Below are 18,678 nucleotides of genomic sequence, written 5' to 3' on the forward strand. Positions count from 1 at the left end.
AATCGAGTGAGCGAGCCGCGGGTGACGCGCACGTCACCCGCGGTTCCTCATGCCCGGGGCCTTTCTCGCGCGCCCGAGGCGTCGGGTCGCTGCCCCTGAAGGTCACGCCGGATTCCCGCGTGGCGCCACGAGAGCCGCCCGCCCCGGCGGATACTGACAGGGAGGGAAGGGAGGACCCCCATGGACACCTCAGAGATCGTCCCGGTGCTCGTCTGCTCCGGCTGCGGCACGACCCCACCCACCGACGAGCAGGCCGCGGCTCGTCTCACCTGGAGCCGCGGCACCGACGGCCGGCGCACCACATGGACGTGCGAGCGCTGCAGCCGCGACAACCTCCGCTCGATCGAGAGCAAGCTCGACCCCGACTGGTGGTGACGAGCGGTCAGCCCGCCTCGCCCACGGGCGGCAGGTCGGCTCCCGGAAGCAGCTCGTCGACCAGCGAGCGACCGTGCACCGTGCCGCCGAGCTGGCTGAGCACGCCGATGCTCCCGCCCCAGACCCGGTGGATGAGCAGGTAGTCCGGCGGCAGGTTGAGCTTGTAGGCCACGGCATAGTTGGGCTGGCGCGGGTCGTTGATGTGCGCGAACACCCCCCGCAGCCATTCACGGCTGAACGTGAACGTGTCGGTGCGGAACGGCGCCATGAACGGCTCGAGGTAGTCGAGCAGCCGCTGCGGGTCGAGGTCGATGTTGCTCCTGACGAAGCCGATCTCGCGCAACCCGTCGAGCACGTCCTCGGCGCTGCCCTCGAGCCCGGTGGTCAGCAGCGGTCCGATCTCGGGCGGCATGCCGTCGGGCAGCCGGTTGACGGCGCCGAAGTCGATGATGCCGAGCCGGCCGTCCGGCGTGATGCGGAAGTTGCCCGGGTGCGGGTCGGCGTGGAGCAGGCCCGCGCGCGCCGGCCCGGCGAGCAGGAAGCGCAGGTAGAGCTGCGAGGCAGTGTCGCGCTGCTCCTGCGTGCCATCGGCGATGATGCGCGACAGCGGCAGGCCGTCGACCCACTCCGAGACGATGACGTGCTCGCGACCGTCGACGACGTGGGGCACGTGGAAGTCGGGGTCGCCGTCGAAGGCCGCGGCGAAGGCCGCCTGCGACTCGGCCTCGAGGCGGTAGTCGAGCTCCTCGGCCATGCGGTCACGCAGCTCGTCGAGGATGGGGCCGAGCTCGATGCCGGGCACCCAGCCGGCGGCCACCTTGGCCACCCGGCTGATCTGCCGGATGTCGCTCATGAGGGCGGCCCCGGCGCCGGGGTACTGGATCTTGACGGCGACGTCGCGCCCGTCCTTCCAGACGGCGCGGTGCACCTGCCCGATCGAGGCCGAGGCGACGGGGTGGTCGTCGAAGGACTCGAAGCGGTTGCGCCAGCGGGTGCCGAACGCGGCGCGCATGACACCGTGCACCGACGTCGTGGGCATCGGCGGCGCGCTGTCCTGCAGCTTGGTCAGGGTGGCCCGGTAGTGGACCGCGAGGTCCTCGGGCAGCGCGGCCTCGAAGATCGACAGCGCCTGCCCGAACTTCATCGCGCCGCCCTTGAGCTCACCGAGCACCTGGAAGAGCTGCTGGGCCGTGCGCGCCTGCAGCTCGGCCGCGACGATCTCGGCGGGCCGGCCGCCGAGGCGCTTGCCGAGACCGAGGGCCGTGCGGCCGGCGAAGCCGAGGGGGACGGAGGCGAGCTTGGCCGATCGCACGACGGCCTTGCGCGGCAGGTCGGTCACGGCACACCTCCTCGGGTGAATCGACGACGTCGACCTCGCGGCACGAGGGCGACGACGAACGGGGCGCGCCACGTCTGGGCTCGCTCCCGCCCCCGACTCTATGTCGTGCACGCCGTGATGCGTGATGGCACGCGTCCAGGCGTTCGATCCGGGACGTCCCGTCAAGCGGTTCAGCCGTCGAGTCGAGACCGATGCAGGGTGTCTCAGGCGCCGGGGCGCAGGGCCTCGTCGGACGGCCGGAGCAGACCTCGTGACGCTTCCGGCAGCCTCGGCGAGGCACCGGCCGTTCGTGCAGAGGCGGGGTGTGCCGTGCACAGTGGGTGGGTGGGCCAGCGGCGGTGGTCCATGCGCGGCCAGGGCAGGCTCACCTCGACGGAGACGCCCGGCGGCGGTGGGTGCCCCTCGAGCACGCCCGTGACGAGGAGCGTGACCGTGCCGACGACGATCTGCGCCAGGCCGGGTGGCAGGGCCTCGTGCACGCCCTCGGGAGGTCCCGCCAGCGCGACCTGCCGCGGTGGTGTCGCCTGCGTGATCACCGTGGGCCACGCGTCGTCGCGGTCGGCGCGGTGATGTTCGAGGCACCACAGGCACGGGGCGTCGCGTGAGGCCAGAACGAGCGGGCCGATGGTCGTGCGGGGCCCGGCCGGCGCGACCGGGAGGTGCGGCACGCCGTGCCTCAGCCAGAGGTCGCCACGACGGGGGTCGACGAGGGGAGAGCCGATGAGCACCACGAGGTCGGGGCGGGGTCGGTCGGGGGAGGCCGTCGCCCGGTCGAGGGCGGCCCGTCCGTGCACGACCCCGACGTTGCTCGACACCAGGGCGGCCACGATCTCGGCGGCGAGGTGCCCGGAGCCGTCGACGACCACGCGAGCCGGCCGCTTCGTGTTCGAGGGCTCGCGGTCGCCTGCACGGTCGACGAGGACGCCGAGGTCGTGAGCCAGCCCGAGCAGGGCCCGCCACCGGTCCACCGGGACGCCGGCCTCCGCCGCCATGCGGTCGGTGGCGGCAAGGGGCAGCGCGCCGTCCAGGCGTGCCAGCAGGGCGGCCTCGGCACTCGTGATGCCCTCGACGACTGGCCCGTCGGGCAGCACCCCGAACTGCACCTCACCCTGACGTCGCGTGAGGGGCCGGAGCCACACGGGCACTCGGGGATGTGGCGGCACGGCAGCAGACATCGGACCTCCTGACCCGGTGGCGCCGGCTGCGGCACCACCCTCGGTCGTCAGGTTCGCAGCAGCACGCGCGCGGCCGCCGCGGTCGTCCACAGGTCGCTGCGGCCACCCGGGGACGCACGAGGGGGGCGGGACCGTGTGGTCCCGCCCCCCTCGATCTGCGGCGTCATCGACGCCGGCGTGACCTTGTCAGGCCTTGCCCAGGATGCGGTTGAGGTTCGTGCCACAGACGGGGCACTGGCCCTTGGCCATGCGACGGCCGTTGTCGGACACGACAACCTTGCCCTCGGCCTCGCGCTTCTCCTTGCACTTCACGCAGTAGAACTCGCCCTTGTAGGTCTCGTCAGCCATTGGTGTCTCCTTGTTGCTGGCGCCCATCCGACGGGCGCCTCGACTCGTTCAACCCTAGAGCACGCTGAGCACGAAATCATGCTCATCCCCGCTTGGCGTGGCCTCCCGAAATGGGGTATGCCGTGCGCTGCCGGACGTGTCGGTGTCGTGCTGCGCCCCGTTGTCGGTCGGCTGGCTTAACCTGCCCTCATGGCGACGACGCGGCGCGAGGTGGTGCACACCGTGGTCGACGGTGTCACCGTCGAGGTCCGCCGCAGCGCCAAGCGCCGCCGCACGGTGTCCGCCTACCGGCAGGAGGGGCGGCTCGTCGTGCTCGTCCCGGCTCGCATGAGCCAGGCCGAGGAGGGCGAGTGGGTGCGCACCATGGTCGCTCGCGTCGCGGCGTCCGAGCAGCGCCGGCAGCGCAGCGACGGCGACCTCCAGCAGCGGGCGCTCACGCTCTCCCGTGACCACCTCGGCGGCCGGGCGGTGCCGTCGAGCGTGCGGTGGGTGGGCAACCAGAACTCCCGCTGGGGTTCGTGCACCCCTGCCGAGGGCTCGATCCGCTTGTCCGACAAGCTCCGTGGCATGCCGGGGTGGGTCGTCGACTACGTGCTGCTGCACGAGCTCGCACACCTGCTGCAGCCCGGGCACGGCCCTGAGTTCTGGGAGCTGCTGCGTGGCTACCCACGGCTCGAGCGCGCGCGTGGCTACCTCCAGGGCGTGTCGGCCGCCGCAGGGCTCGACCTCAGCGACGACTGACCCCGGCGCCTCGTCGCCTCGTCGCCTCGTCGCCTCGTCGCCCGGTCGCCCGGTCGCCCGGCCGTATGCCGCCCGGCCGGCTCGGGCGGCCGCAGCGGGGGTCCTGGCGTCCGTCCGCCGAGCGTCCCGGCGCGCTGTTCCGTTGCCCGCGCGGCACGGACTGCGAGCCCCTGTGCCGTCACTGACCGTGCGTCCGTGGTCCGCGGCGCCGCTGCGCACCCCGTGCCTGCGCCACACCGGTCAGGGCACGACAACGCTGGCTCGGAAACCGGTCTGCGAGGGCGTGCACGGCGTGTCGTGGGAGCGGAGCATGACGCAGATCACACTCGGCGGTGCGCCCCCATGGCCGATATGGGCGTTCTGTCCCGCTCAGGCGCGGGCACCGATGGCGCGGACCGCAGCCGAGACCAGCGGCTCGAGCTCGTCGCGGGTGCCTTCAGGGAGGGCGTCGACCGGCCACCAGCGCACGTCGACCGACTCGGTGCTGACGGCCGTCGAGGCGGAGCGGGGCGCGACGGCGGCGAACCTGATGTCCAGGTGCTCCCGGCAGGTGCCGAAGTCGCCGTCCAGCACGTGCCGGTCGAGCTGCACGATCCCGGGCAGGGCCGTCACGTCAGGGATGCCGGACTCCTCGCGGGCCTCGCGGGTCGCCGCCGCCCAGACGGACTCGTCGCCGGCCTCGAAGTGCCCGCCGAACTGGAACCACTGCCGGGCACGCCGGTGCAGGGTCAGCAGCGCCGACTGCCCGGTCTCGTCGAGCACGATCACACTCCCCGTGAGGTGGGCCGGGGGACCGGCCTTGCTCACCGCGTCGGGGTGGGCGCGGAGGTGCTCGAGGTAGGTGATGCGTAGCCGCTCCTGCTCGGCGTCGGGGGCCACCCACGCCTCGAGGCGCGCGACGGCGTCGTCGTGCAGCGCCTGCCAGGCAGGACCCGTCGCCGCCGTCACCTGGTCTCGCCGGGGTCGCCGGGCTCGTCGCGGTTGCCGATGTCGCCGGGGCGCCCGGGCTCGCCCGGCCCGTCGCCCTCGGGCGTCGTCGGCTTCCCGCCACCGCGCTCGCGGTCGGCCTCGTCGAGGATCCCCTTGAGCACCGAGTCGAGGTCGTCACCGAAACCCGCGCCGAGGTCGTCGCCCAGTCCATCGCCCAGTCCATCGCCCAGGCCATCGCCCAGGTCGGCATCGGTGGACCGGCCGCCTGCCCCACCGCCGGTGGCCCGCTCGACGAACCCGATGGGGTCGTCGAGGTCGGCCGAGGTGGGCGCGAGGTCGGGGTGGTCCCAGCGGCCGTCCCGCAAGCTCTGGCCGCCGGCGCTCTCGAGCGCGGCCCAGAGGTTCGCGGCGTCACGGAGGCGACGCGGCCGCAGCTCGAGGCCGACGAGGCCGGCGAAGGTCTTCTGGGCTGCGCCGCCGACCCGGCGGCGCCGGATGGTCTCAGCCAGCGCCGCCGACTGCGGGAGGTGTGCCGCCGTCGCGCGGTCGGTGACGTGGTCGACCCACCCCTCGGCCAGGGCGAGCAGCGTCTCGAGGCGGCCGAGGGCCGTGCGCTGGGCCGCGGTGGGCTGGGGCCGGAAGAGGTTGCCCTGCAGGGCCGAGCGCAGGGCCTCCGGGTCGGACGGGTCGATCGTCGACAGCGCGGACTCGATGGCCTCGGTGTCGATGGTGATGTTGCGGGCATAGTCGGACACGGCCGAGAGCAGCTGGGGCCCGAGCCACGGCACCTGGGAGAAGAGGCGCACGCGGGCCGCTTCGCGCACGGCGAGGTAGAGACGCACCTGGGCGACGTCGAGCTCGAGCGACTCGGCCAGCTGTGTCACGTTGCCGGGCAGTAGGGCGACGAGGCCCGGCTCGGTGAGGGGCAGGCCGACCTCGGTGCCGCTGACCACCTCGGTGGCGAGGGTCCCGACCGCCTGGCCCAGCTGGGCGGAGAACATCTGGCGGCTGAGGTTGCCGAGCATCGGCGCCCACTGCTCGACCATCTGCTGCGGGTCGAAGCCGGGGGGCAGGCCTTCGGGCAGCGCCTCGCCGAAGGCCTCGGGCCCCAGCTCGCCCACCTGCTTGCGCATGGCGTCGGACGTCGCGGCCGTGACTCCGTCGGACACCGGCTCGATCAGCTCGAACCAGCGCGGCATCGTCGCGTCGACCCATTCCGCGCGGCTGAGGCCGGTGGCCCGCCACGACGGGGAGTCAAGGGTGGTCTGCTCGTCCAGCCAGAGCGTCGCGACCGCGACGGCGTCGTGCACGGCTCGCGAGGCCGCGTCGTCGTGCACGTCGTTGCCCTCGACGGCGAGCACGTGCCGGCGGGCGACCTCGGTGGCGAGGTCACGCGAACCGGTCGGGGACTGCTGGGCGGCCATGAACGTGCCGAGCTGGGCCCGCATGGCGGCCTGCGTCGCAGGGTCGCTCGGGTCCACGCCCATCGAGCGCATCGCCTCGGCGAGCTCGGGGTTCTCGGCAGCCTCGCCGAGCACCTTCTCGAGCATCGCCCCGAGGTCGGAGGCGTCCATCCCGCCGAGGTCGGGGAGCATGCCGCCGGGACCGACCGACCCAGAACCGGCGCCGCCGGATGCGGGCCGGTTCAACGGCAGGCCGAAGGGGGAGTCGCCCGGAGCGCGCTCGGGCTCCTGAGGCTGCTGCTCGTCCCGGGGCTCCGGGGTGTCCGGGTGCTCGTCGTCCCGGTCGCTGCGGTTGTCGTCACCGCGTCCGCGGTCGTCGGCCATGCCTGCTCATCCCCACTCGAAATGGTGTGTCGCCGGCCACGCGGCCGCTCATCCAAGACAACCACGGATCGACCCCGTTGGTTCCCCGGTGGGGTGTCGCCCGACGGGCTCGCCGGGCGCGACGGTCCCCTCAGCGGCATACGATTGCCCGCGTGACGGTCACCCTTGCCGAGATCCGTGAGACGCCTCTGTCGGTCGACGAGGTGCTCGCGAGCGTCTCCTCCCCGCGCGCGGGCGGGACCTGCCTCTTCGTCGGGACCGTGCGCGACCACGACGCCCCTGCCGCCCCCGCTCCGTCGGAGGCCGCCGCGGACGAGGGTGGGGCAGCCCGGGGCGACAGGGCAGTGACTCACCTCGACTACTCCGCCCACCCGCAGGCGGCCGACACGGCACGGGCGCTCGCCGAGCGGATCGCGGCCGACGGCCGGGTCGTGCGGATCGCTGTCGTGCACCGGGTGGGTCACCTCGAGGTCGGCGACATCGCGGTCGTCGTCGGGGTGAGCGCCGAGCACCGCGGCGAGGCCTTCGAGGTGTGCCGCCAGCTCATCGACGAGTTCAAGGCGACCATCCCGATCTGGAAGCACCAGCAGTTCGCCGACGGCGCCGACGAGTGGGTGGGCCTGCCGTGAAGACGATCAAGCGCGTGCCCGAGCAGGCGAGCGACGCCGCGCTGCCCACTCGGGCCGAGCTCCTCGAGGGCGAGGGCCGGGGCACCCTCACCCGCGGCAACAAGGCCGTGCTCGCGGCCTTCTTCCTCTTCCTCGTGATCGCCGTCGTCGGTTCCGTGGTCCACCTGCCGTATGCCGTCATGAGCCCGGGTCCCACGCAGGACACCCTCGGCGCGTCCGGCGACGGCAAGAAGACCCCGATCATCTCGATCACCGGCCTGCCGACCTACCCCACCGACGGCGCGCTGCGCTTCACGACGGTCCGCGTCGAGGGTGGCCCCGGCTACCCCGTCGACGCCTGGGACGTGCTGCAGGCGTGGGTCGACCCGGCGCGCGACGTCTTCCCGGTCGACGACATCTTCGACCCCCAGGTCACCAAGGAGCAGGTCGCCGAGGAGAACGCGATCCAGATGGAGGGGTCGCAGGAGGAGGCGACCGCCGTGGCACTGCGCGCCATCGGCAAGGACGTGCCGACCCACATCGCCGTCGCCGGCCTCACCGACGCCTCGAAGGCCAAGGACCTGCTCAAGGTCGGCGACCGCATCACCGAGATCGACGGCGAGGCGATCACGACGACGCAGGCCGTCCGCGACGCCCTGCAGAAGTCGCGGCCGGGCGACACCGTGTCGCTCACGATCACCCGCGCCGGCAAGGAGCAGCAGCTCGAGGTCCCGACGATCGAGGGTCAGCAGGGCCGCACCGCGCTCGGCGTGCTGCTCGGCCTCGACCACGACTTCCCGGCCACGGTGAAGATCGACGCGGGCGCGATCGGTGGTCCGTCCGCCGGCCTGATGTTCTCGCTCGGCATCTACGACAAGCTGACGCCGGGCCCGCTGGCGGGTGGGCGTCAGATCGCCGGCACCGGCACCATCGACGACGAGGGCAAGGTCGGGCCGATCGGTGGCATCCACCAGAAGCTCGCCGGTGCCCGCGCCGACGGAGCCGAGTCCTTCCTCGCCCCGGCCGACAACTGCGACGAGGTGGTCGGGCACGTGCCCGACGGGCTCGACGTCTTCAAGGTCGGCACGTTCGACGACGCCCGCGCGGCGGTCGAGGCCGTGGCCAAGGGACAGACGGGCTCGCTGCCGCGCTGCTGAGACGTGCCCGAGGGGCGCCGCACCATCGGAGGCTCTCGCGGGCCCGGCCTCGGGCTAGTCCTCGAAGGTGGCCTTGAGCGCCTCGACGAGTCCGGGCGCGATGTCCTTGCCCGTCGCCACGGCGTCGTCGGAGTCGTGGTCGCGCTGGCGCAGCAGGCAGATCGACGAGCCGTCGCGCAGGACAGCCACGACGAGGCGCACGTCCTTGCGGTCCGGGTGCGCAGCCAGGTGGTCGACCGCGTCGTCGCCGCGCGTGGGCAGGTCGCGCTCGGCCTCCGGCGGCACGACCATGCGCTCGATGGCGAAGGCGCAGCCGTCGACCTCGTCGGGCCACGCGAGCCGGCCGAGCAGCGTCTCGAGCGAGCTCGTCGTCGGCAGGCCCTCCTGCTCGACCGCGGTGAGGGCCCCTTCGGCGAGGTCGGCCGGGCCCATCTGGTCGCGCAGCTGGGGCTCGCGCTCGAGCAGGTCGGCGGTGCGCACGAGCGCGAAGAGCCGGGCCGGCTGGTCCCAGCCGCTGGCCGCGACGTGGCGCTCGGTGTCGAGGGCGGCGATGGCGAGGGGGTCGATGACGGGCTGCGCGTTCACGCCCCCATGCTGCCGTATGGCGCGGGGTGGCCGGTCGGCACGTACGTGCGCAGGTGGTGCACGCGTACGCGCGTGGTCGGTGGACGCGTACGCGCGTGGTTGGTGGACGCGTACGCGCGTGGTTGGTGGACGCGTACGCGCGTGGTCGGTGGACGCGTACGCGCGTAGGGGTGGATGAGTACGCGGGCGCGGGTCACGGTGCGGTATCGCCCCGCGGGCTCGCGGCGAGCGCGGGTTATGGTTGCCGCAGGCGGCCCGAGGTGGCCGCCACCGGGTCCGCCCGACCACCTGCCCGCCCTCGCACCCAAGGCACGCCACGTGAGCGACAGCAACTTCGGCCCCCCGCCGGGCAACTTCAACGACGACGACTCCGGCGCGCCCCGGCGTGCGGAGGCGGCCACGCTGCCGCCGACCCGGCGCCCGCTCGTCACCGCCCTCGTGGTGGCCGCCGCCCTGCTGGTGGTCATCGCCATCGCGGCACAGTTCTGGACCGAGGTGCTGTGGTACCAGTCGGTCAGCTTCTCCGGCGTCTTCACCACCCAGCTCGTCACCAAGCTGCTCCTCGGGGTGGTCGGTGGCCTCCTCACGGCGGCGATGGTGTGGTCGAGCATCCACATCGCCTTCCGCAGCCGGCCGATCTACGCGCCGTCGCCCGAGACGCAGGCGATGGAGCACTACCGCCAGCTCGTCGAGCCGATGCGTCGCACGGCCACCGTCGCCGCGCCGCTCGCCGTTGGGCTCTTCGCCGGCCTCTCGGCGGCGACGCAGTGGGACACGTTCCTGCTGTGGCGCAACAGCAACCCGTTCGGCACGAGCGACCCCGAGTTCGGCCTCGACGTCAGCTTCTTCGTCTTCGACCTGCCGTGGGTCAACTTCGTCGTCGCCTTCCTGACGATGATCCTCGTCATCGGCTTCATCACCGCCGCGTTCACGCACTACCTCTACGGCGGCATCGTCGCCGGCAACAAGATGCGCTCGACGCACGCCGCGCGCGTGCACCTGTCGGCCATCGCGGCGGCCCTCGTGCTCGTCCGGGCCGTCGCCTTCTGGGTCGACCGCTACAACCTGGCAACGGCCCAGTCGACGAAGATCACCGGCATCCAGTACACCGAGTCGCACGCGATCATCCCGACCAAGGGCATCCTCGCGGTCGCCGCGGTGATGTGCGCGATCATGTTCCTCACGACGATCTGGACGCGCTCGTGGCGCCTGCCACTCGTGGGCGTCGCGGTCCTGGCCGTCATCGTCGTCGCGGTCGGTGGCATCTACCCGGCGCTCGTGCAGTCCCTCAAGGTGCGCCCCTCCGAGAAGTCGCTCGAGGTGCCCTACATCCAGCGCAACATCGACGCGACCCGGGTGGCCTACGGCTTCGACCAGATCGACGTCAAGCCCTATGACACGAAGAGCGTCGCCACCCAGAACGCGCTGCGCAACGACGCGGCGACGGTCCCGGGCATCCGCCTCATCGACCCCAACGTGGTGAGCCCCACCTTCAAGCAGCTCGAGGCGAGCAAGGGCTACTACCAGTTCGCCGACGTGCTCGACGTCGACCGCTACCAGATCGACGGCAAGTCGCAGGACACCGTCATCGCGGCGCGCGAGCTCGACCTCAGCGGCGTGCCCGACGGGCAGCGCAACTGGCTCAACGACCACACCGTCTACACGCACGGCTACGGCGTCGTCGCGGCCAAGGGCAACACGCGCACCACCGACGGGCGGCCCAGCTTCTTCGAGTCGCAGATCGGCAGCGAGGGCGCGCTCGGCAAGTACGAGCCGCGCATCTACTTCGGCGAGAGCTCGCCGGAGTACTCCATCGTCGGCGCCAACAAGGAGTTCGACTACCCGGACCCGCAGGGCACGGGCCAGATCAGCTACACCTACAAGGGCACCGGTGGCGTCCCGCTCGACGCCGCCAAGCGCCTCGCGTATGCCGTGAAGTACCGCGAGATCAACTTCCTCCTCTCCGACCAGGTGAGCGACGGGTCGCGCATCCTCGACCACCGCACCCCTCGGGACCGTGTCCAGCGCGTCGCGCCGTGGCTCACGCTCGACGGCAACGCGTACCCCGCGGTCGTCGACGGCCGGGTGCTGTGGGTGCTCGACGGCTACACGACCTCGTCGAACTACCCGTACTCCGAGACGACGACCCTCGACACCGCCACCGAGGACGCCGTGACGAGCACGCGCAACTCGGTGCGTGCCGTGCAGGCCGGACAGGTCAACTACGTGCGCAACTCGGTCAAGGCGACGGTCGATGCGTACGACGGCACCGTGACCCTCTACCAGTGGGACGAGAAGGACCCCGTGCTCAAGGCGTGGATGTCGATCTTCCCGGGCACGGTCCAGCCGCTGAGCACGATCAAGGGCTCGCTCATGTCGCACCTGCGCTACCCGGAGGACCTCTTCAAGGTCCAGCGCACCCTGCTGGAGAAGTACCACGACCGCGACGCCGCCTCGTTCTACGGAGGCCAGAACTTCTGGCGGGTGCCCGACGACCCGACGCAGTCCGGGCAGGACCTGCTCCAGCCGCCGTACTACCTGTCGCTGGCCATGCCGGGCCAGCAGGCGCCTGCCTTCTCGCTCACGTCGACCTTCATCCCCACGGGAGACCGCAACGTCCTGTCGGGGTTCCTCGCCGTCGACGGTGACGCCGGGTCCGAGACGGGCAAGAAGTCGCCGAACTACGGCAAGATGCGGCTGCTCGAGACCAACGGCGGGTCCACGGGTCCCGGCCAGGTCTACAACGACATGCGCACGTCCACGGTGACCTCGAACGACGCCTCGCTCGGCCGGCAGCTCACGCTGGCGCAGTTCATCTCGACGACGTCGTCGACCGGCGCGAGCGTCATCTTCGGCAACCAGCTGACCCTGCCGGTCGGTGGGGGACTGCTCTACGTGCAGCCGATCTACGTGCGTGCCCAGTCCAGCGGGTCCGGCACCTACCCGCGTCTCTCCGCGGTGGCGGTCGCCTTCGGCGACAAGATCGCCTGGGCCGGATCCCTGGATGCGGCCCTCAACGACCTGTTCGGTGGCTCCTCGGGTGCGCAGGCCGGTGACAACGGGACGACCCCGACGCCGCCGACACCCACCCCGACGCCGACGCAGACGGGCACCCCGACCGCGCCACCGGCCACGGGCGCGCCGAACGCGGCGGCCCTGTCGAAGGCGCTGCAGGACGCCGAGGCGGCGTACGCCGAGGGTGAGGCAGCGCTGAAGCGTGGCGACTTCGCGGCGTACGGCCAGGCCCAGACGAAGCTCAAGGACGCCCTGAAGCGCGCGGTCGACGCGTCGCCGAAGTCGACCCCGACGGCCGGCCCCTGACGCCGATCCGTCGCCAACGGGCTGCGGCAGCACGCGAATCGCGTGCTGCCGCAGCCCGTTTCGCTTGTCGGGTCGCGTGCAGAGGGCGCGTCGTCACCTCGATTTGGTCCTGCGGGAGGTTTCGCGTAACGTTGCTCTTGCCGACGCGGGGTGGAGCAGCTCGGTAGCTCGCCGGGCTCATAACCCGGAGGTCGCAGGTTCAAATCCTGCCCCCGCTACTAACAGCGCAACGCGCGGTGACGAAAGGCCCCCACAGCGTGGGGGCCTTTCGTGTCTTCCCCGTCCGCATCGTCCTGGCAGAGGATGGACCGGCACAAAAGGTGCGGATCTCGGGGATCCCTCCCCATGCGCACCGCGCAGGAGCAGACTGCTACGGGACGACCCACGACTGCAGCCCGGTGCACGGTGTGATGGGGGACTCGATGGCAGAGTTCAGGCGATCCGGCGACGACAAGGCCGGCTCCGACGACGTCCGCAGCCCGCACGGAACCGATCGGGGACGCCTGGCCCAGGTCGAGCAACAGCTGCGCGCGACCAGTGACATCCTCGACGTGCTCACCCGGGGGGCCTCCGGGACCGCGAGCCGCGACGACGTGTTCGGTGCGATCGTCGAGAGCGCACGCCGGCTGCTGGATGCCGACGTGGCGCAGATCTTTCTCGTCCAGGGCGACACCTACGTGCTCGGACGTTCGAGCGGGCTCAGCCCCGAGTACCTCGACTTCGCGGCGCAGCACCCCATCGCCCGCGACCGCGGGACGCTCGTCGGGCGGGTCACGCTCGACCGAGCGGTCCAGCAGATCGACGACGTCCTGGCCGACCCGGAGTACGGCCGCACCGATTACCAGCGGCTGGGCGGCTACCGGTCCATCATGGGGGCGCCGATGATCGTGGGGGACCAGGTGGTGGGTTCGCTCAACGTCTGGCGCAACGAGGTGGCTCCCTTCGACGACGGCGCCAAGACGCTGCTCACCACGTTCGCCGGCCAGGCGGCGCTCGCCGTCCGGCACGTGGAACTCGTCGCGGCACTGGAGAGCCGTTCCGCGGAGCTCGCCCGCAAGGTGCAGCAGCTCGAAGCCCTGGCCGAGGTGGGTCAGGCCATCAGCTCGACCCTCGTGCCCGACGAGGTGCTGAGGACCATCGTGTCCCACGCCGTCGGGCTCTCCGGTACCGACGGCGGCTCGCTCATGGAGTTCGACGAGACGACCGGCCTCTTCGGGGTGCGCACTGTCTACGGCACCAGCCCGGACGTCGTCGAGGCCCTCCGCGAGGCCGAGATCCACATCGACCACACGTGGGTGGGCCGCGCCGCCCGAGAGCGGACCGTCCTCCAGATCGCTGACCTCGACGCCGAACCGAGACCCCTCGACCCGCACCTCGACGTCCTGCAGACCGCGGGGTGGCGCTCGCTGGTCGCGATCCCGCTCATGCGCCCGGACCGCGTCGTCGGTGCGCTCGTCGTGTGCCGCAAGACGACCGGCCCGTTCAGCGACGAGACCTGCGAGCTGCTCGAGGCGTTCGCCAGCCAGTCGGCCGTCGCGTTGACGAACGCCCGCCTCTATCAGCAGCTCGAGCAGCAGAGCGTCGAGCTGGCCGACGCCAGCAGGCACAAGTCCGAGTTCCTCGCGAGCATGTCCCACGAGCTACGCACGCCGCTCAACGCTGTCATCGGCTTCTCCGAGGTGCTGCTGGAGCGGATGTTCGGCGAGCTCAACGAACGCCAGGAGGACTACCTCCAGGACATCCACTCGGCCGGACGCCACCTGCTTGCCCTTCTCGCCGACATCCTCGACCTGTCGAAGATCGAGGCAGGTCGGATGGAGCTCGACGTCACGACCTTCCCGATGGACGACGTGCTGGTCCAGGTGCTCTCGCTCGTGCGTGAAAGGGCCGCCGTGCACGCCATCCGCCTCGAGCTGGACGCGCCACCGCTCGGCCCCGTGACCGCCGACGAGCTCCGCCTCAAGCAGGTGCTGCTCAACCTGCTGAGCAACGCGGTCAAGTTCACACCCGATGGGGGAGACGTGCAGGTGCGTGCCTGGCGGGACGGCGACGAGCTGCACGTCACCGTCACCGACACCGGGATCGGGATCGACCCGAGCGACCAGGAGCGGATCTTCGACTCGTTCCAGCAGGGCGAGCGCACCGCGCGGTCCGTCGAGGGCACGGGTCTCGGCCTCACGCTCAGCCGCCGCATCATCGAGCTGCACGGTGGCCGCCTGTGGGTGACGAGTGCCCCGGGCCGCGGCAGCACCTTCGGCATCGTCGTGCCGCAGCCGGACCGCACCGATGAGCCCGTGCGCGACCTCTGGGGCGAGGACGAGGGCACCGCCACCGGTCCCACCGTGGTCGTCATCGAGGACGACCCGCGCTCGGCAGAGCTGGTCGGGCTGCACCTGCGCGCCGCCGGCCTTCGGGCCGTGGCCGTTCAGACGGGGGAGCTGGGGCTCGAGCTCGTCCGGAGCGAGGACCCGGTTGCCGTCGTCCTCGACATCCACCTGCCCGGCATGAACGGGTGGGACGTGCTCACCGAGCTCAAGTCGGACCCGGCAACATCCGACGTGCCGGTCGTCATCGTCAGCGTCGAACCGGAGCGCGGGCGCGGCTTCGCGCTCGGCGCGACCGAGTACCTCGTCAAGCCGGTGAGGGGCGAGCACCTCCTCGCTGCCGTCACAAGGCTGCTGCCGGTGTCACCCGGGGGTGTGCCGGACGAGCAGAACGGGCTGAGCGTCGTCGTCGTGGACGACGATCCGCTCGCGCTCAAGCTCGTCCGCAGCACCCTGGAGCCATTGGGCTGGACCGTCCACACGTGCACGGGTGGCCAGCAGGCGGCTGACGTCGTGCGCACCGTGTCACCCTCTGTCGTCGTCATGGATCTCCTCATGCCGCAGGTAGACGGCTTCGCCGTCATCGACGAGCTTCGTCCGGAACGAGACTCGGAGGGGCCGCCGATCGTCGTGCTGACCGCGAAGTCCCTGACGCCACAGGACCGGTCGCGACTCGAGGGTCGGATCGCCTTCGTGGCGGAGAAGTCCGGGCTCGACCTGCCACGGCTTGCGCGCCGTCTCGCATCCGTGGCCTCGGCCCACCGCGACCGTGGCGCAGGAGACGAGCCGTCATGACCCGTCCACCGGTTGTCCTGCTCGTGGAGGACAACGAACGCAACCTCAAGCTCGCCCGTGACGTGCTGGAGTACGCCGGGTTCGCCGTCGTCGTCGCCACGACGGGCGAGGAGGGGGTGGAGCTGGCCCGGGCCACCCTGCCCGACGTCATCCTCATGGACCTCCAGCTCCCGGGCATCGACGGCTTCGCGGCGCTGGACCTGATCCGTGAGCACGGGCCGACCGCGCACATCCCGGTCGTGGCGCTCACCGCCCTGGCGATGCGCCATGACCGCGAACGTGCTCTCGTGTCAGGGTTCTCGGGCTACCTCGAGAAGCCGATCAGCGTTCGTGAGTTCGCAGCCCAGGTGCGGCGGCACCTTCCCCGCGACCCCGACGGCAGCCGAGAATGACAGCCACGAGCGGCTCGCCGACGCCGCCGCTCACCGACGTCCGCGTGCTCGTCGTCGACGACCTCGAGCAGAACCGGAAGCTGCTGCATGCCGTGCTCGAGCCGCGCGGCTTCCTGGTCAGGTCGGAGGAGTCGGGAGAGGCGGCCCTGCAGGCACTGGCGCAGGCGGACGTCGACGTCGTGCTCCTCGACGTGCTGATGCCCGGGCTCGACGGCTACGAGACGTGCGCGGCGATCAAGGAGAACCCCCGCACCGCGCTCCTGCCGGTCGTCATGCTGACCGCGAGCGGCACGCAGGAGCGGCTGCGCGCCCTCGAGGTCGGTGCCGACGACTTCATCACCAAGCCCTTCGACCAGTCCGAGCTCGTCGCGCGTGTGAGGTCGCTGGCCAGGGTCCGGCGCCTGCACGCCACCGTCGTCGAACAGGCTGCGGCGCTCGAGCGGTGGAACTCCGAGCTCGAGTCCCGGGTCGCGGCGCAGGTGGAGGACCTCGAACGCCTCAGTAGGTTGCGGCGTTTCCTCTCCCCGCAGATCGCGGGGCTCATCGTCGAGTCGGGCGACGAGTCGTTCCTCGAGAGCCACCGGCGCGACATCACCACGGTCTTCACCGACCTGCGCGGGTTCACCGCCTTCGCCGAGACGGCCGAACCCGAGGAGACGACGTCGGTGCTCCGTGAGTACCACGCGGTGCTGGGTGAGCTCGTGTTCGCCTTCGAGGGGACTCTGGAGCACTTCGCGGGTGACGGTCTCATGGTGTTCTTCAACGACCCGCCACCGTGCCCGGACGCGCCCGAGCGAGCCGTCCGGATGGCGCTCGCCATGCGCGACCGGGTCGACGAGCTCGCGGCAGCCTGGCGCAGGCGTGGCTACGACCTCGGCTTCGGCGTGGGGATCGCGCAGGGCTACGCCACCCTGGGACGGGTGGGGTTCGAGGGGCGGTGGGACTACGCCGCGATCGGCACCGTCACCAACGTGGCGGCCCGGCTGTGCGCAGCGGCGTCCGCGCGCCAGGTGCTCGTCAGCCCGCGCGTGCGCGCGGGACTGGACGGGCGCTTCGTCACACGCTCCCTCGGACCGCTCGAGCTGCGGGGCATCGCCCGGCCGCTGGAGGTCCACGAGGTGCTGGGCCTGACCGACGACACTCCGACCATCCAGGAGGCTCCGTGATGCACGACCGAACCCCGAACGGCTACGCGGCCGAAGACCTCATGAGCCTCTCCGACGACGATCGCGACAGGCTCTTCGGCGACCTCCAGAGCCGCCTGCCAGGAATCTGGTCGCGGATACGGCGCGACGACCCCAACGAGTCGGTGGTCGTCATGCCGTCCATGAGCCTCGACCGGATCGGCCACTGGTCAGGGGCGCTCAACCAGGCCATGGAGGAGCGCTTCCTCTTCCTGCTCCTGCTGCTGCGGCAGCCCCGGCTGCGCATGGTCTACATCACCTCGATGCCGGTCAGCGAGGCGATCATCGAGTACTACCTCTCCCTCCTGCCCGGCGTGATCCCCAGCCACGCGCGGGCCCGGCTGTCGCTCGTCTCGGTCGGCGACTCCTCGCCCGCACCCCTGACCGACAAGCTGCTCGCCCGGCCGCGGCTGGTGGCGCACATCGCCTCGCTCGTCCCGGACACCGCGCGAAGCCACCTCATCCCCTACAACAGCACGACGCAGGAGCGTGACCTCGCCCTGCTGCTCGGCATCCCCATGTATTCCCCCGACCCGCGCCTCTTCCCGCTGGGCACGAAGTCGGGCTGTCGCCGGGTCTTCGCGGAGTCCGGGGTCGAGTACCCGTTCGGCGCCGAGGACCTGCACACGACGGATGACCTGGTCGAAGCCGCCCTGGCGCTGCACCGCGCCCGGCCGACGGCCGAGTGGGCCATGGTCAAGCTGAACGAGGGGGCCTCGGGGTCGGGAAACGCCACCGTCGACCTGCGCGGTCTCCCCACTCAGGATGAAGCCGACGCGGCAGGCGCCGTCTTGCGGAGGATGGTCGCGGAGCGCGTCGCAGGGATGCAGCTCGAGGACGACAGCGTGTCGCCGGCCACCTACCTGGACCGGTTGGGTGAGCGGGGTGGCATCCTCGAGGAACGCGTCGTCGGCGACGAGGTGCGAAGCCCCAGCGTCCAGATGCGCGTGACACCGCTGGGTGAGCTGGAGATCCTCTCGACCCACGACCAGGTCCTCGGCGGTCCGACCGGGCAGATGTACCTCGGGGCGCGCTTCCCGGCCGACCCGGCATACGCGACCCTCATCACGCGCGAGGCGGAGAAGGTCTGTCGGGTGCTCGCGGACAAGGGCGTCATCGGTCGCTTCGCCCTCGACTTCGTCGTCGTGCGCCACGGCACCCGATGGGCGGCGCACGCGATCGAGGTGAACCTGCGCCGAGGAGGCACGACCCACCCGTTTCTCACGCTGCAGTTCCTCACCGACGGCCTCTACCACCACGAGGAGGGACTCTTCCGGACCCCGGGTGGGCAGGTGCGCCACCTCGTCGCGACCGACCACCTCGAAGACCCCGCCCTCAAGGGTCTCCGGGTGGAGGACCTCTTCGACCTCATCGCCCGGACCGGCCTGCACTTCGACCAGGCGAGGCAGTCCGGCGTCGTCTTCCACATGATCAGCTCGATCACCGAGTGCGGCCGGGTCGGCATGACGGCCATCGGTGACACGCCAGACTCCGCCCAGGATGTGTTCGACCGGGCGGAGTCGGCGTTGCTCGCCGAGGCACGCGCGTCACTCGTGCCCCTTCCGGTGCCGCTCCCGGTGCAGCAACCGGGGCGCCTCGGCGAGGGTCTCGATTGAT

The 18,678-nt window shown here is 71.6% G+C and carries 16 protein-coding genes and 1 tRNA gene; 10 read left to right on the plus strand and 7 right to left on the minus strand.

The window, feature by feature from the left end:
* The first annotated feature begins 180 nt into the window (after positions 1-180).
* Positions 181-375 carry a hypothetical protein gene (locus tag ACYVNR_RS06985; RefSeq protein WP_458798456.1) on the plus strand — a complete coding sequence of 65 codons (195 nt, stop codon included), beginning with the start codon at positions 181-183 and terminating at the stop codon, positions 373-375.
* Positions 376-382: 7 nt separating this feature from the next.
* On the opposite strand, the gene ACYVNR_RS06990 is transcribed toward ACYVNR_RS06985, so the two are convergent.
* The 3 genes from ACYVNR_RS06990 to ACYVNR_RS07000 form a co-directional block, all read right to left on the minus strand.
* Complete coding sequence (locus ACYVNR_RS06990; RefSeq protein ID WP_461047466.1) at positions 383-1,714, minus strand: ABC1 kinase family protein; 1,332 nt, start codon at positions 1,712-1,714, stop codon at positions 383-385.
* Positions 1,715-1,917: 203 nt separating this feature from the next.
* Positions 1,918-2,889 (minus strand): hypothetical protein, encoded by a 972-nt coding sequence (locus ACYVNR_RS06995; protein ID WP_461047468.1) that lies wholly within the window; start codon positions 2,887-2,889, stop codon positions 1,918-1,920.
* A 186-nt stretch (positions 2,890-3,075) separates the two neighbouring features.
* Positions 3,076-3,237, minus strand: a complete 162-nt coding sequence (locus tag ACYVNR_RS07000) for a DUF5679 domain-containing protein (protein WP_020143053.1) — start codon at positions 3,235-3,237, stop codon at positions 3,076-3,078.
* Positions 3,238-3,426: 189 nt separating this feature from the next.
* On the opposite strand from ACYVNR_RS07000, the gene ACYVNR_RS07005 reads away from it, so the two are divergent.
* On the plus strand, positions 3,427-3,978 hold the full coding sequence (locus ACYVNR_RS07005) for a YgjP-like metallopeptidase domain-containing protein (protein ID WP_461047470.1): 552 nt from the start codon (positions 3,427-3,429) through the stop codon (positions 3,976-3,978).
* Between the two features lie 369 nt (positions 3,979-4,347).
* Here the strand turns inward: ACYVNR_RS07005 and ACYVNR_RS07010 are convergent, their stop codons facing one another.
* A complete protein-coding gene (locus ACYVNR_RS07010; RefSeq protein WP_461047472.1) occupies positions 4,348-4,926 on the minus strand; it encodes an NUDIX hydrolase in 579 nt (192 codons plus the stop codon).
* Positions 4,923-6,695 carry a zinc-dependent metalloprotease gene (locus ACYVNR_RS07015; protein WP_461047473.1) on the minus strand — a complete coding sequence of 591 codons (1,773 nt, stop codon included), beginning with the start codon at positions 6,693-6,695 and terminating at the stop codon, positions 4,923-4,925. The genes ACYVNR_RS07010 and ACYVNR_RS07015 overlap by 4 nt, the downstream gene beginning before the upstream one ends.
* 152 nt (positions 6,696-6,847) lie before the next feature.
* On the opposite strand from ACYVNR_RS07015, the gene ACYVNR_RS07020 reads away from it, so the two are divergent.
* Together ACYVNR_RS07020 and ACYVNR_RS07025 are read left to right on the plus strand one after the other, a co-directional pair.
* Positions 6,848-7,324 (plus strand): molybdenum cofactor biosynthesis protein MoaE, encoded by a 477-nt coding sequence (locus ACYVNR_RS07020; RefSeq protein WP_045193055.1) that lies wholly within the window; start codon positions 6,848-6,850, stop codon positions 7,322-7,324.
* Complete coding sequence (locus ACYVNR_RS07025) at positions 7,321-8,460, plus strand: YlbL family protein (protein WP_461047475.1); 1,140 nt, start codon at positions 7,321-7,323, stop codon at positions 8,458-8,460. The genes ACYVNR_RS07020 and ACYVNR_RS07025 overlap by 4 nt, the downstream gene beginning before the upstream one ends.
* Positions 8,461-8,514: 54 nt before the next feature.
* Here the strand turns inward: ACYVNR_RS07025 and ACYVNR_RS07030 are convergent, their stop codons facing one another.
* A complete protein-coding gene (locus ACYVNR_RS07030; RefSeq protein WP_461047477.1) occupies positions 8,515-9,045 on the minus strand; it encodes a PPA1309 family protein in 531 nt (176 codons plus the stop codon).
* Entirely contained in the window at positions 9,042-9,242 is a 201-nt protein-coding gene (locus tag ACYVNR_RS07035) for a hypothetical protein (RefSeq protein WP_461047479.1), read from the minus strand. The genes ACYVNR_RS07030 and ACYVNR_RS07035 overlap by 4 nt, the downstream gene beginning before the upstream one ends.
* A 121-nt stretch (positions 9,243-9,363) precedes the next feature.
* Between ACYVNR_RS07035 and ACYVNR_RS07040 the strand changes: the two genes are divergently transcribed.
* From ACYVNR_RS07040 to ACYVNR_RS07065, 6 genes are all read left to right on the plus strand, one after another.
* Positions 9,364-12,366: a UPF0182 family membrane protein gene (locus ACYVNR_RS07040; protein ID WP_461047481.1), complete on the plus strand. Its 3,003-nt coding sequence runs from the start codon at positions 9,364-9,366 to the stop codon at positions 12,364-12,366.
* A gap of 144 nt (positions 12,367-12,510) precedes the next feature.
* Positions 12,511-12,584 (plus strand) — tRNA-Met (locus tag ACYVNR_RS07045).
* Between the two features lie 204 nt (positions 12,585-12,788).
* Positions 12,789-15,485 (plus strand): GAF domain-containing protein, encoded by a 2,697-nt coding sequence (locus ACYVNR_RS07050; RefSeq protein ID WP_461047483.1) that lies wholly within the window; start codon positions 12,789-12,791, stop codon positions 15,483-15,485.
* Complete coding sequence (locus ACYVNR_RS07055) at positions 15,482-15,877, plus strand: response regulator (RefSeq protein ID WP_461047485.1); 396 nt, start codon at positions 15,482-15,484, stop codon at positions 15,875-15,877. Before ACYVNR_RS07050 ends, ACYVNR_RS07055 begins: the two co-directional genes overlap by 4 nt.
* Complete coding sequence (locus ACYVNR_RS07060; protein ID WP_461047487.1) at positions 15,874-17,043, plus strand: response regulator; 1,170 nt, start codon at positions 15,874-15,876, stop codon at positions 17,041-17,043. Before ACYVNR_RS07055 ends, ACYVNR_RS07060 begins: the two co-directional genes overlap by 4 nt.
* A complete protein-coding gene (locus ACYVNR_RS07065) occupies positions 17,043-18,677 on the plus strand; it encodes a peptide ligase PGM1-related protein (protein WP_461047488.1) in 1,635 nt (544 codons plus the stop codon). The genes ACYVNR_RS07060 and ACYVNR_RS07065 overlap by 1 nt, the downstream gene beginning before the upstream one ends.
* The last annotated feature ends 1 nt before the right edge of the window (position 18,678 follow it).

The organism is Terrabacter koreensis, assembly GCF_054783315.1.